A 16024-nucleotide genomic window follows, 5' to 3' on the forward strand; every position below is an offset into this window, starting at 1 on the left:
TTCGTTGGAGAGACCGTCATGATGAATGCGATCGAAGTGATATTGATCTGCCTGGTTGCGCAAGCGGCCGTGACCGACCTGGCCCTGCGCAAGATCCCGAATGTGCTGATCCTCAGCGGCCTGCTGCTGGCGTTGATGCTGCACATGCTGGGTAACCAGCACTGGGCGCCGCTGACGCAATGGGTAGCCGGCAGCCTGGCCGGCTTTTTTTTATTCCTGCCGCTGTATCTGCTGCGCGGCATGGCCGCCGGCGATGTCAAATTGATGGCCATGGTCGGCAGCTTCGTCGGCCCGCTGATGGCCCTGAAGGTGGCGGCGCTGGCCACGCTGATCGGCGGCCTGATGGGCCTGCTGATGCTGTTGTTTAACGGCCGCTGGCGCGACGGCTGGCGCAACGTGGTGACGATCTGCAAACCACTGCTGCTGCGCAGCCTGGGCATGCCCCTGCAAGCGGTGCCGCTGGCGCCGGGCGCCAGCGTCGGCGGCATTCCCTACGGCCTGGCGATCGCGCTGGCCACGATGACGCTTGTCGCACTCGCACATCGCTGAGCGATTGCTAGCCACGAATTTGCTGCGCGTCAATATCCACAAAGCGCGGGCCGATAGACTTGATTCCTCAACGTAACTAATTCCACCGCCGGAGATCGCCATGCTCGCCGTAGAATCGCCTTCCACCGCCATCCATGCCGACCCCGCCGAGCTGCTGCCGGCCCAGCCGAAGACGGTGCGCGACAGCGGCTTGTCGCAACAGCTGATCGTCGAGCTGATCGCCAAGACCATCTTCATCACCGGAAAAATTCATTTGCCGGTGCTGACCACGCGGCTGCATCTGTCGATCAATGTGCTGCGCGAAGCGCTGGAGTTCATGGTGGCCGAGCATGTGGTCGAAGTGGCCTGGCGCGGCGAATCGGACATCGACGTGCAATACCAGCTGACGTCGGCCGGCCGCCTGCGCACCAGCGCCTGGATGGACCGCTGCCCCTACGTCGGCCCGGCGCCGGTGACGCTGGACGCCTACCGCGCCGTGGTCGAACGCCAGGCCGGCCAGGCGCCGCAGCTGTGCGCCGAAGAACTGGCCGCCGAATTCGCCGACGACTTGCTCAGCCCCGCCGTGCAGCGCATGCTGGGCGCGGCCATGCATGCGGGCCGCACGGTGTTGCTGCATGGTCCGTCGGGCAGCGGCAAGTCGGTGCTGGCGCGCCGGCTGGGGGCCCTGCTGCAAGGCGTGATCGCGGTGCCGCATGCGCTGGTGGTGGGACAGGAGATCATCCAGGTCTACGACGCGCTGCTGCACCGCGCGCCGGCGCAGCAGCATGTGCGCCAGCTGCGGCAGGCGCAGGAACGCCGCAGCAGCGATCCGCGCTGGGTGCTGTGCGCGCGGCCCGTGGTGGCGCTGGACGCCGACCTGAGCGCCGACATGCTGGAGCTGCAGGCGGACAGCCATAGCGGCTGCTATCGCTCACCGCCGCAGCTGAAGGCCAACAACGGCTTGCTGATCGTCGATGACCTGGGCCGGCAGCGCATCGCCGCCGCCGATCTGCTGAACCGCTTCTCGCAGGCGCGGGAACTGGAACGCAGCCAGCTGGCGCTGGCCGGTGGCTATCACTTCAGCGTGCCATGCCGCATGCAGCTGGTGTTCGCCACCAGCCTGGCGCCGGAGGCGCTGCTGGACGCGTCGGCTTTGCGCCGGGTCGGCTACAAGATCCCGGTCGGGCCGCTGGATGTGGCCAACTACCGCACCTTGTTTCGTCAACAGTGCGTAGCCGCCGGCGCGGCGTTCGACGAGGCGGCGTTGCGCTACCTGATCGAAGAGCTGCATGCAGGCAGCGGCCTGCCGCTGCTGGCCTGTTATCCGCGCGAGATCATCGGCCGCATCAATGATTTCGCCGGCTTCCTGGGCGAGCCTGCGCGCGTCAGCGTGGAGACGCTGGAGCAAGCCTGGATCAGCATGTTCGCCACCGGCGTTGCCGCGCCGGCCGACGCCATCGACCAACTGCAACGGCGCATAGCATGAACAACCGCCGCGCACTGATGATGATGGCGCTGGCCATCGTACTGGGACTGGTGGCGGTGGTGCTGGCCTCGCGCTGGCTGCTGCGCCAGACGCCGACGTCGGCCAACAAGATCATTGTCGCCGCCACCGATGTGAACCTCGGCCAGCGGCTGACGCCGGAGATGCTGAAGGCGATCGACTGGCCGGCCGACAGCCTGCCGCGCGGCGCCATCCGCGACGGCTCCAAGCTGGTGGGACGCGTGCTGAAAACCAGCGTGCTGCGCGACGAGCCGTTGAGCGAGGCCAAACTGGCGCCGGCCGGCACGCTGGGCGGCTTGTCGGCGCTGATCTCGGAAGGCAAGCGGGCCATCACGGTGCGCGTCAATGACGTGGTGGGCGTGGCCGGCTTTGCGTTGCCGGGGAATTTTGTCGATATCCTGGTCAACACGCAGGCCGCAGCCACCGGCAACGAGAACGCGATTTCCAAGATCGTGCTGGAACGGATACTGGTGCTGGCCGTGGCGCAGGAAGTGGGGCGCGACGAGACCAAGCCGCGCGTGGTCAACGCCGTCACGCTGGAGGTGACGCCGGCGCAGGCCGAGAACATCGACCTGGCGCGCAGCGTCGGCACGCTGTCGCTGGTGCTGCGCAACCAGGTCGATCCGCGTCCGGGCGTGACGGACGGCGCGACCAAGACCAGTTTGCTCGGCATCGCCAGGCCGCCAGTGGTGGCGCCGGTGGAGACGCTCGCCGTCGTTGCCAAACCGCGCCCGCAACTGGCGCAAGCCGTGCCGCGTGCCCGTGCCTGCGTCGGCGTGATCGCCGGCGTGCAGCGCACGCAGGAATGCCTGTGAGCCGGCCATGACGACGCTACGACACACGGTGCTGTTGTTGGCGATGGCTAGCCTCGGGCCGGCCGCCGCCGCCGCCCCTACCGCCGCTACCACCGCCGCACCGTCCCCCGCAGCCGTTCCGGCCGTGGCGTCGTCCGGCGCCGCCCCCGTTCGCGCTGTGCCGGACGCGCCGCAGTCGCAACCAGTGCCGGGCCGCGACGCCGTGAGCTTGCGGTGCAGCGGCCAGGCGGCCACGCCGGGCAGCCTGACGCTCGCTCTGGGCAAGTCTACGCTGATGCGTATGCCGGAAGCGGTGCTGGCGCGCAGCGTCGGCAATCCGGCCGTGCTGCAGGCGATGCTGGTGGCGCCGGACACGCTGTACGTGGTCGGCGTCGACATCGGCAGCAGCAATATGATCGTGCAGGGCCGCAGCGGCGTATGCAATGTGATCGAGGTGGTGGTCGGCGTCGATCCGGTGGCGCTGCAAAACGCACTGGCCGCGCTGATGCCCACGCAGAAGGACATCCAGGTCAGCGCCGCCGGCGATACGCTGGTCCTCAGCGGCACGGTCGACGACGCGCAGACCGCCGCGCGCGTGCTGGAACTGGCCGCCGCGTTCGTGCGGCGTCCAGCGCAGGCGCTGGAGGCGGCCAAGGGAGACAAGGGCGGCGCTGCGGCGTCTGCATCGCCAACGCCGCCGGCATCGGCATCGGCGGCCGGCGGCGCCACGCGCATCGTCAACTTCCTCAACGTCGGCGCGCCGCAGCAAGTGATGCTGGAAGTGAAAATCGCCGAGGTCTCCAAGACGCTGCTGGACAAACTGGAGACTGGGCTGTCGCTGAGCTTTGGCGGTGGCAGCTGGAGCACCACGCTGGCGTCGAACTTCATCAGCGGCACGCTGAAAGGCCTGCTCAGCGGCGGCAAGGCCGCAGGCAACCACGTCGGCATCTCGGCCGAAAAACAGGATGGCCTGGTGCGCATCCTGGCCGAGCCGACGGTGATGGCGATCAGCGGCCAGGAAGGGAGCTTTCTGGCGGGCGGCAAGATTTTCATCCCGGTCGCGCAGGACAACAACAAGATCACGCTGGAGGAAAAGGAGTTCGGCATCGGCCTGCACTTCACGCCCACCGTGCTGGCCGGCGGCCGCATCAACCTGCGCGTGGCGCCGGAGGTGTCGGAGCTGTCGCGCGAAGGCATCGGCATCTCGGCCGCCGGCTTCTCCGGCGGCGCCATCCTGCCGCTGATTACCACGCGCCGCGCCGCCACCACGGTTGAACTGTTCGACGGCCAGAGCTTCGCCATCGGTGGCCTGATCCGCAACACCCAGACCACCAACATCCACGGCCTGCCGGTGCTGGGCGAGCTGCCGGTGCTGGGAGCGCTGTTCCGCAGCAGCGACTTCCAGCAGGATCGCACCGAGCTGCTGTTCGTCGTCACGCCGCACCTGGTGAAGCCGCTGCCGCCGTATTACAAGCTGCCGACCGACAGTGTCACCCCACCGAGCCGCGCCCAGCTCTTCCTCGAAGGGCGCATGGAAGGGCCACCGGCCCAGAGTACCGACCACAAATAAACGGGATACGACGATGCGATACCTACTTAGCCTGCCACTGGCATGCACGCTGGCCTCCTGCGCCCTGCAACTTACGCCCACCACGCCGCAATGGGACCGGCACTTCGGCGACGTCGCCCGTGTGACGCTGGCGCAGCAGGTGATCGACCCAGACGCGGGCCGCAACCGCGACCCGGTGGCCGGCATGGACGGCCGCGCCGCGCACTCCGCTTTTGTGCGCTACCAAAAGGCCAGCAGCGATCCCGCGCCGCAGCCGTCCGCATTTACCATCGGCGTCAGCGGCGCCAAGTGAGGAACGACCATGAAAGCACTGATGATCAGCAAGGACAGCCTGCTGCACGCCGAAGTCGCCGCGCAAGGCTCCGCGCGCATGCCCGCGGTGCAGCTGGTGGCGTCGCGCAACGGCCTGCGCGATGCGGTTGAACGCCAGCTGCCGGAGATGCCGGAGCTGGTGATCGTCGACGCCAGCGATGTCGCGCCGGACGAGGCGGAACTTGTCGAGCGCCTGAGCAAGCTGTATCCATCCTCCTCCTTCATGCTGTTGACGCGCGAGCCGCAGCAGGACCTGCTGATCCGCGCCATGCGCGCCGGCATACGCGAGGTGCTGCAACTGCCGCTGGTGCACAGCGCCTTCCATGAAACGATGAGCCGCATCGAAGTGGCGGCCGGCGTCAGCCAGACGCGCGAGGGCAAGGTGCTGGCCTTCATCTCCTGCAAGGGCGGCAGCGGTGCGACCTTCTTGTCGACCAACTTCGGCTACGCGCTGGCCGCGCTGGCCGACAAGAAGGTGCTGCTGATCGACCTGCATGGCCAGTTCGGCGACGCCACGCTGTATGTGTCGGACCAGAAGCCGGCGATGACGCTGTCCGACATCTGCGCGCAGATCGGCCGCATGGACGGTTCCTTCCTCGATTCCTGCCTGGTGCACGTGGCGTCCAACTTCGGCGTGCTGGCGGCGGCCGACGATCCCAACCACGCGGTCGACATGAAGCCAGAGCACATGGACACCATCCTGCGCGTGGCGCGCCAGCACTACGACTTCATCGTGCTCGATGTGGGCCGCCAGATCGACGCCATCTCGCTGCGCGCGCTGGACCAGGCGGACACCATCCACCCGGTGCTGCAACTGGCGCTGCCGGATATCCGCGACGGCCGCCGCCTGCTGGACATCTTCCGTTCGCTGGGCTATCCGAGCGAGCGCACGCGCCTGATCGTCAACCGCTACGAAAAGGGCGGCAAGCTGCGCCTGATGGACCTGGAGCAGGCGCTGGGCGCGGAGGTGGTGCACACCGTGCCGAACGATTATCTGTCGGCCACCGATTCGGTCAACCAGGGCATCCCGGTGCTGCAGCTGTCGCGCAGCAGCGCGGTGGCGCGCAGCCTCGCCGAGCTGGTGGAGCAGGTGACGGCGCGCCGGGTGGCCGAGAGCAAAGGCCTGTTCGACCGCCTGTTCGGCCGCAACGAGAGCGAGTAGGAACAACCACAGCGGAGAATGACATGAGCTTACGCGAACGACTGGCGACGGCGGACGACAACCGCCAGGGCCTGATTATCGGCGGCCTGCCGGGACTGGCGGCATCGGCCTACCAGGAGCTGAAGAAGAGCATGCACCAGACGATACTCGACCGTATCGACCTGGAACGCCTGAAGCGGCTGACGCCGGAGCAGTTCAAGCACGAGCTGGCGCTGCTGGTCCAGCGCATCATCGAGGAAGAGCGCATCGTGCTCAATCAGCATGAGCGGCATAGCCTGGTGCTCGACATCCAGCACGAGATGCTGGGCTTCGGGCCGCTGGAGCCGCTGCTGGCCGATCCCAGCGTGTCCGACATCCTGGTCAACACCTGCGCCAAGGTCTACGTCGAACGCGCCGGCCGGCTGGAGCTGACCGACGTCACCTTCAACGACAACTCCCACCTGATGAAGATCATCGAAAAGATCGTCTCGCGCGTGGGCCGCCGCGTGGACGAGTCCAGCCCGATGGTCGACGCGCGGTTGCCGGACGGTTCGCGCGTGAACGCCATCATTCCGCCGCTGGCGATCGATGGACCCATCCTGTCGATACGCCGCTTCGCGGTCAATCCGCTGACGGTGCAGAACCTGCTCGACTACCGCAGCCTGACGCCGCCGATGATGGAGGTGCTGAAGGCGCTGGGCCAGGCCAAGGTCAACATCCTGATCTCCGGCGGCACCGGCAGCGGCAAGACCACCATGCTGAACGTGCTGTCCGGTTTTATCCCGGTGGCGGAACGCATCGTCACCATCGAGGATGCGGCGGAACTGCAAATGCGCCAGCCGCATGTGGTGCGGCTGGAGACGCGGCCGCCCAACATCGAAGGCAAGGGCGAAGTCAATCAGCGCTCGCTGGTGCGCAATGCGTTGCGCATGCGGCCGGACCGCATCATCCTCGGCGAAGTGCGCGGGCCGGAGGCGCTGGACATGCTGCAGGCGATGAACACCGGCCATGAAGGCTCGCTGGCCACCATCCACTCGAACACCGCGCGCGACGCCTTGTCGCGGCTGGAGAACATGGTCGGCATGACCGGCTTGAACCTGACCCCGCGCGCGACGCGGCAGCAGATCTGCTCCGCCGTGACGGTGGTGATGCAGGTGTCGCGGCTGACCGACGGCACGCGCAAGCTGGTCAGCCTGCAGGAGATCACCGGCATGGAGGGTGACGTGATCGCCATGCATGAGATCTTCCGCTACGAGCAAAAAGGCGTGGACGCGAACGGCAAGGTGCTGGGCCGTTTCTCCGCCACCGGCGTGCGGCCGCGCTTCGCCGACCGCTTGCGCATGTTCGGTGTGCCGGTGGCCGATTCGGTGTTCGACCCCGACAAGATCTACGAGTAGCGGCATGGATGCGATCTTCTCCGCCTTTGCGGTGCTGCTGTTCGCCGCCGTGATCCTGATGATCGAAGGCGCCTGGCTGTGGTGGTCGGGCGCGCACGGCAGCGGTGCGCGGCGCATCTCCAAGCGCCTGCGGTTGATGGCCGCGCGCGGAGAGCACGGCGGCGAGCGGATCGATATCCTCAAGCAGCGCAGCTACAGCCGCAATCCGGCGCTGGAGAAAACCCTGCGCCGCTTCAGGCACCTGGCCGCGCTGGACCGCCTGCTGCTGCAAGCGGGCGTGCGCTGGTCGGTGGCGCAGTTCCTCGGCTGTGTGCTGGCGTTGCTGGCGCCGGCGCTGCTGCTGCCGGCCATGCTGGACTTGCCCGCGCTGGCGGCGAGCGGCATGCTGGCGATGATATTGTCGCTGCCCTGGGCGCTGTTGATGCGCACGCGGCGCGCGCGCCTGATCAAGCTGGAGGAGCAGCTGCCGGAAGCCGCGGATTTTCTCGGCAGGGCGCTGCGGGCGGGCCACTCCTTCGCCAACGTGATGCAGATGGTGGGCGAGGAAATGCCGGAACCGATCGCCGGTGAATTCAAGTTCGCCTACGAAGAGATCAACTACGGCGTGCCGATGAACGAAGCCTTGCACAACCTGGCGCTGCGCGTGCCGCTGACCGACCTGCGCTATCTGGTGATCGCGGTGCTGATACAGCGCGAGTCCGGCGGCAACCTGGCCGAAGTCCTGGGCAACATCAGCCGCTTGATACGCGCCCGCCTGCGGCTGCTGGCGCAGGTGCGCGTGATGTCGGCCGAGGGTCGGATGTCGGCGTGGATACTGGGCTTGCTGCCGCTGGGCGTGCTGGCGCTGATGATGTTGTCCAATCCCGCTTACGTGAAGGTGCTGTGGACCGATCCGGCCGGCGTGACGCTGACGTGGTACGCGCTGACGATGGCGGCTGGCGGCGTTGTGTGGATGCGCAAAGTCATACGCATACGGGTTTGAGGAGCGCGGCATGGATATCCGGCAGATAGGTTTTCTCGTTATCGTGTTCGCGGTGGTGGTGGGCGTCGCGCTGGTGGCGCTGCTCAGCTTTTCGTCGGTGCCGATACGCGAGCGGCTCGGTGATTTCATCGGCAAGTCTGAATCGTCGGCGCCGGTCGAAGGCGGTTGGATAGAGAAGGTCGCGCAGGCGGCGCAACCGTTTTCACGGCTGTCGTTGCCGGAGGAGGGCTGGGAGCGTTCGCCGTTGCGCACCCGCTTCATGAACGCGGGCTGGCGCGGCGCGTCGGCGCCGTCGCTGTACTTCGCCGCCAAGACGCTGCTGGCGCTGGGGCTCCCGGCCTTGCTGGCGGGGCTGGGCGCCGCCGCGCTGGAGCACACGCTGAACCGGGGCTTTATCCACCTGCTGTTGATGACGGCGGCCATCGGTTATTACATACCGAACGTCATATTGTCGCGCAGGGCGGCAACCCGTTGCCGGGATATTTTCGAAAACTTCCCCGATGCGCTGGATCTGTTGACCGTCTGCGTGGAAGCGGGCCTGAGCCTGGAGCGCGCCATGGCCAAGGTGGCCGGCGAAATCCACATCAAGAGCGTGGCGCTGGCGCAGGAGCTGCAACTGGCTTTGATGGAGATGCGCGCGGGCTTCAGCAAGGAGAAAGCCTTGCGCAACCTGGCTTTGCGCAGCGGCGTCGACGATGTCGATACGCTGGTGGCGATGCTGATACAGTCGGAGCGCTTCGGCACCAGCATGGGCGAATCCTTGCGGGTGCACTCGGATAATCTGCGCACCAAGCGCAGCATGATCGCCGAGGAAGCCGCCGCCAAGATCGCGTTGAAGCTGCTGTTCCCGCTGATCTTCTGCATCTTTCCAACGCTGATGCTGGTGCTGATCGGCCCCGCCGGCATACAGATTTACCGCATGCTGCCGGCCATGTTGGGAAAATAGGAGGCGATGATGAAACGTACACTGGGCGCCGCGTGCACCGGCGCGTTGCTGATGGCGTGCAGCGGCATGGCCCCGGCGCCCGTACCGGAGACCGGCCAGCAAGCCGGCGCCGTCACCGCGCTGGAACAAGCCTGCCTGCTGGAGCCTACCGACCCATCGCGCTGGGAGCAGCTGGGCGCTGCGCTGGAGGCGGGCGGAGAACGCGTGCGGGCGGCGACCATGTTCAGGCAAGCCGCCACACTGCGCGCGCATGACGTGCAGCGTGACTACGCGCTGTTGAAGGAAGGCGCGGCGCAGGCCAGGGCGGCCGTCGTCGACGCCTCGATGCCGCGCACGGAAGTAAGGAAGATCGGCGCGGCGCTGGTGGAAGTGCTGCGCGTGGCCGCAAGTGTTGAAGCGGCGCCGGTGGCGCAAGGCGTCGAAGTCAAACTGGAAATCAGCAACGGCAATGGCGTGGCCGGCGCCGCCGCGCGGCTGGCGCGCACGCTGGATGCGGAAGGCATCAAGACCACGCGCCTGACCAATATGAAGCCGTTCGTGGTGCCGGTCAGCCGCATCGAATATCGGCGCGACCGGCAGCTGCTGGCGCAGACACTGGCGCAGCGACTGGGCCTGCCGCTGCAAGCGCAGAGCGGCAAGCCGGTGTACGCCGACATGCGCATCGTGCTGGGACGCGACGCCATAAAAAAAACCGTCCGAGAGGAGTGAGCCTCGCGGACGGTAAAAACACACCCATGTGTTTCCTGCTGCGGATTACCGCATTCTTTACTGCCAGCTGATGCTGCCCATGCCGCGGGCGCTGGCGCTACGATTGGCCGGGTTGCCATACACCTTGGCCGAACCCATGCCCGATAACTTCATATTCGCGCTGGTCTTCGCGTACACCGACGCGCTCCCCAGTCCTGACATACTGACTTCCACCGTATCGGCATGCAGCTGCTCTGCATCGAGGCCGCCGACACCGCCAAGGCTGGCGTGCAGCTGCTTGGTCTGGCCGGTGATTTCGATGTGGCCGGTGCCGCGCAAATTCAGGTCGACGTTGTCGCTGTTGCCGGCGTTGACGGTCATGCTGCCGACACCGCCCAGCTTCACATCGACGTTGCGGTACTGGGCGTTGACCTTGACCGAGCCGGCGCCGTCCAATGCCAGGCGCAGGTTGTCGCCGCTAAAGCCGTTCACTTCGGTGGAACCGACGCCGCTCGACACCACTTGGCGCAGATTTGGCAGCGTCAGTTCCGCCCGCAGGTCTTGCTTTCTTCCGAAGCCGAAGTTGAAGCTGCCGCGGGACTTGCTGGTGCCGATGTGCAGGGTATCGCCCGTCTGCTCCACCGTCACTTTTTTCAGCGCGTCAGCCTCTCCGTGTAGAGTCAGCGACGCGACTGGACCTTGCTTGATCTTGAGGCTGATGACGCCATCCAGATCGATGTTGACGGCGCGCGCATCGACGCTGCGGTTCTCGCTGATCACATCGGCGGCCAGCGCGGCGCTGGCGCCGCTGCTGAGTACCGTGGCCAGCATCGCAGCCTTCAGATATTTTTTCATCATGCGCTCCGTCGTTCAGCGTGAGTTAGTCGTCGATTACAGTGCGGCTTTTTCAGCGGCGGTCAGGCGCTTGGCGCTGACGGTCACCACTTGCATTTTCGTGGTGTCGGCCTTGGCGGCGACTGCTGCCACTGGGGCGGTGCTGTGCACTGCCGGTACGGCGGCGGTGGCGAACGAGGTAGCGCTGGCGACGACGATTGCGGCTACGAAGATGGCTTCCATGTTTTTAGCGATGTTCATTTTGAGCTCCTTGGGTTGTTTGGTTCACTGCGTTTTGTCTTGCGTTGAGTGAACTATAGACAAGGGCCCCCTGTACATCCACCGGGATGTGACGAACTGCAAAAACGAGGGGTCAGAATGCGGATTAGCGGTGTGAAACCGCGCCGCACAACAGGTCCTGGCTGCTGGCGTAGAGCTGCGACAGCCAGCTGGAGACGGTTTTGAAGCGGGCGATGGAGCCGGCGTCGCGATGGCTGAGCAGCCAGATGTCGCGCTGTATCTCGACGCCGCCGCCGATGCGCACCAGCCCCTCCTGCTGCCCCATGATGCAGGGCAGGAGCGCCATGCCGACGCCGGCGCGGCAGGCGCGCACCATCGTGCTCAGGCTGTTCACCTTGAGCGCGATGCGCGGCTGCGGCTCCATCTGCGCCAGCCAGCGCATCTCGCCGGTGCCGGCCAGCGCGTCGTCGTAGGCGATCCACGGCTGGGTGCCCCAGCAGGCGCGTGGCGTGTCGGCGAAACGGGCGTGGCCGTAGACGGCGAAGCCCAGGTCGCCCAGCTTGCGCATCACCAGCGCCGCATCCTCGCCCGGCTTGCCCATGCGCAGGGCGAAATCGGCCTCGCGGCGGGTGAAGGACAGGTTCTGGTTTTCCGCCTGCAGCGTTAGTTGCAGTTGCGGATGCTCGGCGTGCAGCGCGGGAACGTGTTCCAGCAGCCAGTAGTCGAACAGGAAGTCGATGGAGGTGATGTTGACCGGACCGGCGGTGGCGTCGGCCTCCTGCGACGAGGCTTGCAACATGCTCTGGACGTTGCCGTACACCGCTTCGCCGTGCTGGACGAAGACCTGGCCGGCGTCGGTCAGCTGGTAGCCGGTGTTATCGCGGATGAACAGGCGCAGCTTCAGCGACTTTTCGGCGGCGGCGATGCGGCGGCTGATGGTCGAGGCGTCCACGCCCAGCTGGCGGCCGGTGGCGCTCATGCTGCCGCTGCGGGCCAGCGCCAGGATCAGCGGGATGTCGTTCCAGTCGAAGTCGGTACTTGAGGGCATGGGTGGTGTCGGGTCGGGGTGGGCGCCTGCGTTTTTGCAAAGTGACCTTGCAAGCTTGTCTGTTCCGCAAACGTTCTGGCAGGCCTAAGATTCATCCCATCGCAAGGCCAAACTTGCCGGGAACTGTAGCACAACACTTGTTATCCACACATCGACTAAAAGGAAGAAGATCATGACCAACGCTATTCAAACCACCAGCACCAGTACCAGCACCATCACCACCCGCGACGGCGTCGAGATCTACTACAAGGATTGGGGCCCACGCACTGGCCAGCCGGTGGTGCTGAGCCATGGCTGGCCGCTGAATGCGGATAGCTGGGAGTCGGCGGCCTTCCATCTGGCCAACAACGGTTTCCGCGTCATCACCCACGACCGCCGCGGCCACGGACGTTCGAGCCAGCCTTGGGACGGCAATGACATGGACCACTACGCCGATGACCTGGCGCAGCTGATCGAAGCGCTGGATTTGAAGAACATCATCCTGGCCGGCTTCTCCACCGGCGGCGGCGAAGTGGCGCGCTACGTGGGCCGCCACGGCACCCAGCGCATCGCCAAACTGGGCCTGATCTCGGCGGTGCCGCCGCTGATGCTGAAAACCGAGACCAATCCGGGCGGCCTGCCGATGGAAGTGTTCGACGGCCTCCGCGCCGGCTCGGTCGCCAACCGTGCGCAGCTGTACCTGGATATCGCCTCGGGTCCGTTCTACGGCTACAACCGTCCGGGCGCCAAGCCCTCGCAGGGCATCATCCAGGCCTGGTATGCGCAAGGCATGCAGGCCGGCCACAAGAACACCTATGACTCGATCAAGGCCTTCTCGGAAACCGACTTCCGCGACGATCTGAAGAAATTCGACAAGCCGACGCTGATCATCCACGGCGACGACGACCAGATCGTGCCGATAGACGCCGCCGGCAAGGCCTCGGCCGCCATCGTCCAGCATGCCAAGCTGATCGTCTACGCCGGCGCGCCGCACGGCCTGACCGATACCCACAAGGATCAGTTCAACGCCGACTTCCTGGCGTTCGCGAAGTCCTAAAACAAAGAAAGGGCCCCGCAGGGCCCTTTCTTATGGTCTAGCGCTTAGAAGCAGCAGGCCAGCATCTTGACGCAGCATTCCAGGCCGCCGCAGCAATCCATGGTGCTGGCGTAGGCGCCGGCGGATGCCAGCAGGACGGCGGTAACGGCGGATGCTTTGATGATGATCGATTTCATGGTGTTTCCTTATAAAAGTAAAAGTGGTGTATTTGATTTAAAACACTTTTACCGTCAGTCGGGAGGGCACCATACTTTGGTCGGTGGGGTAGGCAGGATGGCCGGGGCCGGGCATTGCGCCGCCACGCTGGCGGGCGGCGCGGCCGGCTGCACGATATCGCCCAAGGCGGCCGGCATCGCCGACGGCAGGCAATCGGCCGCCACGCACTGGGTGACCGGGCAATCGGCGTCCTTGCAGCAGGCATGCGTAGGCGCGGCCGCCAGCAGGGAGCTGTACAGCACGAAAACCAGGGCAACAAAGAGGGCCAGGACATTACGCATCCAACCATTGTAGCAAGCGAACGGCTTGCAAGGTTAGGATGGGCTTAAATCAGTGACATGCTATATTTCAAGTATGAAAAAGTTCCTGACGGCACTGGCGATGCTGTGCTTGGGCGTGCTCCATGGAGCGGCGCAGGGCGAGGTCGTCAACGTCTACACCAGCGCCCGTGTCGCGCCTCTGATGATAGGCGACCGCGGCGGCATCTATCCCGACCTGGTGGATTACCTGAACCGCAAAAAACTCGGCCAGCTGAGTTTCAAGTTGATTTATCTGCCGCGCAAGCGCTTGCAGCTGCAAGTCGAGCGGGGCGAGCTGGACGGCATCGTCATCGGCATGATGCCGCACTGGTTCAACGACGTCGGCCAGAAAAAATACCTGTGGACAGTGCCGTTCGATATCGACCGCTACGTGATCGTGCTGCCTGCCGGGCGGGCTTTCAGCGTGTCCAAGCCTGGCGCGCTGAGCGGCCACACGGTCGGCATGGTGCTCGGCTACAGCTATCCCGACCTGGAAGCATGGATGAACCAGCAGGGACTGGTTCGCAGCGACGCCATCAGCGACGACAACAACCTGGAGAAACTGCGCTTTGGACGGGTGGACAGCGTGACCGCCGCCGAGTCGGTCGTGCGCTACTACCTGAAGGTGCACGCGGTGGAGGCGGACAAATTCCAGCTGCACGAGCTGCCATCGCACCCCACCGAGCGACGCTTTCTGGTGCCGCGCGCCAAGGGGGCGATCTATGAAAAGATCGCCCCGGTGATCCGCCAGCTCAAGGATGATCCCGAGTGGCAGCGGCTGGCGGCCAAGTACCAATAACTGAGGGCGTCAGGCTAGCCGTGCGCGGAAGAAGTCGGTCGTGCGCTGCCAGGCCAGCTTGGCGGCGGCGGCGTCGTAGCGCGGCGTGGTGTCGTTGTTGAAGCCGTGTTCCACGCCGGGGTAGACGTGGTACTGGTAGGCCGCGCCGGCATCCTTCAACGCCTGCTCGTAGGCGGGCCAGCCGGCACGGATGCGCTCGTCATTGCCGGCGTCGTGGATCAGCAAGTGGGCCTTGATGCGCGCCGCGTCCGCCGCCCCCGGTTGCCCGCCGTAGAAAGGCACGGCCGCCGCCAGTTCCGGCAACTGCGTGGCCAGATAGTTGGCGATGCCGCCGCCGAAGCAGAAGCCGACCACGCCGAGCTTGCCGTTGCCTTCCGGCTGTTGTTGCAGCCAGCGGGCGGCGGCGACGAAGTCGGCGCGGGTCTTGGGCTGGTCCAGCTTGCTGAACAGGGCGCGCGCCTTGTCCTCGTCGCCTGGGTAGCCGCCCAAAGTGAACAAGGCATCCGGCGCGAAGGCGATGAAGCCGTCCAGCGCCAGGCGGCGGGCGATGTCTTCGATATGCGGGTTCAGGCCGCGGTTCTCGTGCACCACCAGCACCAGTGGCAGCTTGCCCTTGGCGTCGGCCGGCGAGACCAGGTAGCCGCGCACCGTGCCGTTGCCTTGTGGCGAAGGTAGTTCGAGGTAGCGGGCCTTGATGCGGCGGTCGTCCGCGTTGACGACCGGGGCGGCGAAGCTGGGGCTGAGCGTGGCGAGCAGGCCGGCGGCCGTGGTGCCGCCCACGGCGTAGCGTGTCGCCGAGGACAGGAAATCACGTCGCGTGATGCCGCCGTGTACATACTGGTCGAACAGCTTCAATACTTCCGGGTCAAAATCGGCAGCGGTTTTGCGTGTCATGTCTCGATTCCTCAGGCAGGTGGGCGAGCGGCTAGTGTAGCGCAGCGCCGTTCCGCTGGCGTTTCGCGCAGGCGGAATATTTCTGCATATCCAAGTGCGGGTTTTGGCCTACAGAGTTGCTCGCTCAGATGTAAGGCGTGCCTGCCATGGCGGCACGCAGGCCTGTGCTTCCTTTGTCTACGACGGCGAGAAAGACGGCTTTCGCTTGCTCGGTATCGCGCCCTTGCCGGAAGGTCTGGTGAGCCTGGATGAGGGCGACGGTCCATGTCGCCAGCAGCAGGCCGGCCGCCAGATGAGCGTCGGGATCGCCTGACTCCCGTCCCGCGCTTTCGGACAGCGCCACCGCCACCACTTGCGCGATTTCGTCGCGGATCGCCCTGGCCCGCGCCTTGAGGGTGGCGCTGCCTTCGATCGTCTCGATGAAGCCCTGGCTTGCTGCGGAAAACCTGGTGTAAGGGCTTTGTTCCTCAGCCAGCCGATGGGCGAGCAGGCGCAATGCCTCGATCGGAGCGACATGCGGGTCACGCTCTTGCAGGGCCAAGCGCAGCATTTCGCGGCCTTCCTCGTCACGATCAAAGAACATGTCCTCCTTGCGGGGGAAGTGGTTGAACACCGTCATCCGCCCGACGTCGGCCGCTGCCGCAATGTCGTCCACGGTCACATCATCGAAGCCTCGCTCAAGGAACAGGCGCGTGGCGGCATTGGATATGCCTTGTCGCGTGGCGAGGCGCTTGCGGGATCGGAGATCGGCTGGGATTGACATGCGGTGAACTATAGCATAGTTTACATATACTGAG

Annotated in this window: 19 protein-coding genes; 12 read left to right on the plus strand and 7 right to left on the minus strand. The window is 65.6% G+C overall.

Features of this window, described 5'->3' with window-relative positions; all coding sequences use genetic code 11:
- The first annotated feature begins 18 nt into the window (after positions 1-18).
- From V6M89_RS12090 to V6M89_RS12135, 10 genes are all read left to right on the plus strand, one after another.
- On the plus strand, positions 19-549 hold the full coding sequence (locus tag V6M89_RS12090) for a prepilin peptidase (RefSeq protein ID WP_332853400.1): 531 nt from the start codon (positions 19-21) through the stop codon (positions 547-549).
- A 100-nt stretch (positions 550-649) separates the two neighbouring features.
- Positions 650-2014 (plus strand): AAA family ATPase, encoded by a 1365-nt coding sequence (locus V6M89_RS12095; RefSeq protein ID WP_332853401.1) that lies wholly within the window; start codon positions 650-652, stop codon positions 2012-2014.
- Positions 2011-2847: a Flp pilus assembly protein CpaB gene (gene cpaB / locus V6M89_RS12100; RefSeq protein ID WP_332853402.1), complete on the plus strand. Its 837-nt coding sequence runs from the start codon at positions 2011-2013 to the stop codon at positions 2845-2847. Before V6M89_RS12095 ends, cpaB begins: the two co-directional genes overlap by 4 nt.
- A 7-nt stretch (positions 2848-2854) precedes the next feature.
- The gene (locus V6M89_RS12105; protein ID WP_332853403.1) at positions 2855-4396 is read left to right on the plus strand and encodes a type II and III secretion system protein family protein; all 1542 of its coding nucleotides are present in this window, start codon (positions 2855-2857) and stop codon (positions 4394-4396) included.
- Between the two features lie 13 nt (positions 4397-4409).
- Positions 4410-4688, plus strand: a complete 279-nt coding sequence (locus V6M89_RS12110; protein ID WP_332853404.1) for a hypothetical protein — start codon at positions 4410-4412, stop codon at positions 4686-4688.
- Positions 4689-4697: 9 nt separating this feature from the next.
- Positions 4698-5870, plus strand: a complete 1173-nt coding sequence (locus tag V6M89_RS12115; RefSeq protein ID WP_332853405.1) for an AAA family ATPase — start codon at positions 4698-4700, stop codon at positions 5868-5870.
- 23 nt (positions 5871-5893) lie between these two features.
- Complete coding sequence (locus V6M89_RS12120; RefSeq protein WP_332853406.1) at positions 5894-7246, plus strand: CpaF family protein; 1353 nt, start codon at positions 5894-5896, stop codon at positions 7244-7246.
- A gap of 4 nt (positions 7247-7250) precedes the next feature.
- Positions 7251-8228 (plus strand): type II secretion system F family protein, encoded by a 978-nt coding sequence (locus V6M89_RS12125; RefSeq protein ID WP_332853407.1) that lies wholly within the window; start codon positions 7251-7253, stop codon positions 8226-8228.
- A 10-nt stretch (positions 8229-8238) separates the two neighbouring features.
- Entirely contained in the window at positions 8239-9174 is a 936-nt protein-coding gene (locus V6M89_RS12130) for a type II secretion system F family protein (protein ID WP_332853408.1), read from the plus strand.
- 6 nt (positions 9175-9180) lie between these two features.
- Entirely contained in the window at positions 9181-9882 is a 702-nt protein-coding gene (locus tag V6M89_RS12135; protein ID WP_332853409.1) for a LytR C-terminal domain-containing protein, read from the plus strand.
- A gap of 57 nt (positions 9883-9939) precedes the next feature.
- On the opposite strand, the gene V6M89_RS12140 is transcribed toward V6M89_RS12135, so the two are convergent.
- The 3 genes from V6M89_RS12140 to V6M89_RS12150 all read right to left on the minus strand — a co-directional run bounded on the left by V6M89_RS12140 (position 9940) and on the right by V6M89_RS12150 (position 11983).
- A complete protein-coding gene (locus V6M89_RS12140; protein ID WP_332853410.1) occupies positions 9940-10719 on the minus strand; it encodes a GIN domain-containing protein in 780 nt (259 codons plus the stop codon).
- Between the two features lie 33 nt (positions 10720-10752).
- Positions 10753-10956, minus strand: a complete 204-nt coding sequence (locus V6M89_RS12145; protein ID WP_332853411.1) for a hypothetical protein — start codon at positions 10954-10956, stop codon at positions 10753-10755.
- Between the two features lie 124 nt (positions 10957-11080).
- Entirely contained in the window at positions 11081-11983 is a 903-nt protein-coding gene (locus tag V6M89_RS12150; protein WP_332853412.1) for a LysR family transcriptional regulator, read from the minus strand.
- Between the two features lie 172 nt (positions 11984-12155).
- On the opposite strand from V6M89_RS12150, the gene V6M89_RS12155 reads away from it, so the two are divergent.
- Positions 12156-13019 (plus strand): alpha/beta fold hydrolase, encoded by an 864-nt coding sequence (locus tag V6M89_RS12155; RefSeq protein WP_332853413.1) that lies wholly within the window; start codon positions 12156-12158, stop codon positions 13017-13019.
- A 44-nt stretch (positions 13020-13063) separates the two neighbouring features.
- On the opposite strand, the gene V6M89_RS12160 is transcribed toward V6M89_RS12155, so the two are convergent.
- Entirely contained in the window at positions 13064-13195 is a 132-nt protein-coding gene (locus V6M89_RS12160; RefSeq protein ID WP_332853414.1) for a hypothetical protein, read from the minus strand.
- 54 nt (positions 13196-13249) lie between these two features.
- The gene (locus V6M89_RS12165) at positions 13250-13516 is read right to left on the minus strand and encodes a hypothetical protein (RefSeq protein WP_332853415.1); all 267 of its coding nucleotides are present in this window, start codon (positions 13514-13516) and stop codon (positions 13250-13252) included.
- Positions 13517-13589: 73 nt separating this feature from the next.
- Between V6M89_RS12165 and V6M89_RS12170 the strand changes: the two genes are divergently transcribed.
- Positions 13590-14333: a substrate-binding periplasmic protein gene (locus V6M89_RS12170; protein ID WP_332853416.1), complete on the plus strand. Its 744-nt coding sequence runs from the start codon at positions 13590-13592 to the stop codon at positions 14331-14333.
- A gap of 9 nt (positions 14334-14342) precedes the next feature.
- Here the strand turns inward: V6M89_RS12170 and V6M89_RS12175 are convergent, their stop codons facing one another.
- The gene (locus tag V6M89_RS12175; RefSeq protein ID WP_332853417.1) at positions 14343-15227 is read right to left on the minus strand and encodes a dienelactone hydrolase family protein; all 885 of its coding nucleotides are present in this window, start codon (positions 15225-15227) and stop codon (positions 14343-14345) included.
- Between the two features lie 124 nt (positions 15228-15351).
- Positions 15352-15990, minus strand: a complete 639-nt coding sequence (locus tag V6M89_RS12180) for a TetR/AcrR family transcriptional regulator (RefSeq protein WP_332853418.1) — start codon at positions 15988-15990, stop codon at positions 15352-15354.
- Between the last annotated feature and the right edge of the window lie 34 nt (positions 15991-16024).

Origin of the sequence: Duganella sp. S19_KUP01_CR8 (genome assembly GCF_036688705.1) — a bacterium.
In the GTDB taxonomy this organism is placed as follows: Bacteria; Pseudomonadota; Gammaproteobacteria; order Burkholderiales; family Burkholderiaceae_D; genus Rugamonas.

Coding starts and splice junctions, on each gene's coding strand:
- V6M89_RS12140 (WP_332853410.1), bottom strand. CDS start 10,719: ATGATGAAAAAATATCTGAAGGCTGCGATGCTGGCCACGGTACTCAGC.
- V6M89_RS12150 (WP_332853412.1), bottom strand. CDS start 11,983: ATGCCCTCAAGTACCGACTTCGACTGGAACGACATCCCGCTGATCCTG.
- V6M89_RS12095 (WP_332853401.1), top strand. CDS start 650: ATGCTCGCCGTAGAATCGCCTTCCACCGCCATCCATGCCGACCCCGCC.
- V6M89_RS12145 (WP_332853411.1), bottom strand. CDS start 10,956: ATGAACATCGCTAAAAACATGGAAGCCATCTTCGTAGCCGCAATCGTC.
- V6M89_RS12120 (WP_332853406.1), top strand. CDS start 5,894: ATGAGCTTACGCGAACGACTGGCGACGGCGGACGACAACCGCCAGGGC.
- V6M89_RS12180 (WP_332853418.1), bottom strand. CDS start 15,990: ATGTCAATCCCAGCCGATCTCCGATCCCGCAAGCGCCTCGCCACGCGA.
- V6M89_RS12170 (WP_332853416.1), top strand. CDS start 13,590: ATGAAAAAGTTCCTGACGGCACTGGCGATGCTGTGCTTGGGCGTGCTC.
- V6M89_RS12155 (WP_332853413.1), top strand. CDS start 12,156: ATGACCAACGCTATTCAAACCACCAGCACCAGTACCAGCACCATCACC.
- V6M89_RS12175 (WP_332853417.1), bottom strand. CDS start 15,227: ATGACACGCAAAACCGCTGCCGATTTTGACCCGGAAGTATTGAAGCTG.
- V6M89_RS12165 (WP_332853415.1), bottom strand. CDS start 13,516: ATGCGTAATGTCCTGGCCCTCTTTGTTGCCCTGGTTTTCGTGCTGTAC.
- V6M89_RS12135 (WP_332853409.1), top strand. CDS start 9,181: ATGATGAAACGTACACTGGGCGCCGCGTGCACCGGCGCGTTGCTGATG.
- V6M89_RS12105 (WP_332853403.1), top strand. CDS start 2,855: ATGACGACGCTACGACACACGGTGCTGTTGTTGGCGATGGCTAGCCTC.
- V6M89_RS12160 (WP_332853414.1), bottom strand. CDS start 13,195: ATGAAATCGATCATCATCAAAGCATCCGCCGTTACCGCCGTCCTGCTG.
- V6M89_RS12130 (WP_332853408.1), top strand. CDS start 8,239: ATGGATATCCGGCAGATAGGTTTTCTCGTTATCGTGTTCGCGGTGGTG.
- V6M89_RS12110 (WP_332853404.1), top strand. CDS start 4,410: ATGCGATACCTACTTAGCCTGCCACTGGCATGCACGCTGGCCTCCTGC.
- V6M89_RS12090 (WP_332853400.1), top strand. CDS start 19: ATGATGAATGCGATCGAAGTGATATTGATCTGCCTGGTTGCGCAAGCG.
- cpaB (WP_332853402.1), top strand. CDS start 2,011: ATGAACAACCGCCGCGCACTGATGATGATGGCGCTGGCCATCGTACTG.
- V6M89_RS12125 (WP_332853407.1), top strand. CDS start 7,251: ATGGATGCGATCTTCTCCGCCTTTGCGGTGCTGCTGTTCGCCGCCGTG.
- V6M89_RS12115 (WP_332853405.1), top strand. CDS start 4,698: ATGAAAGCACTGATGATCAGCAAGGACAGCCTGCTGCACGCCGAAGTC.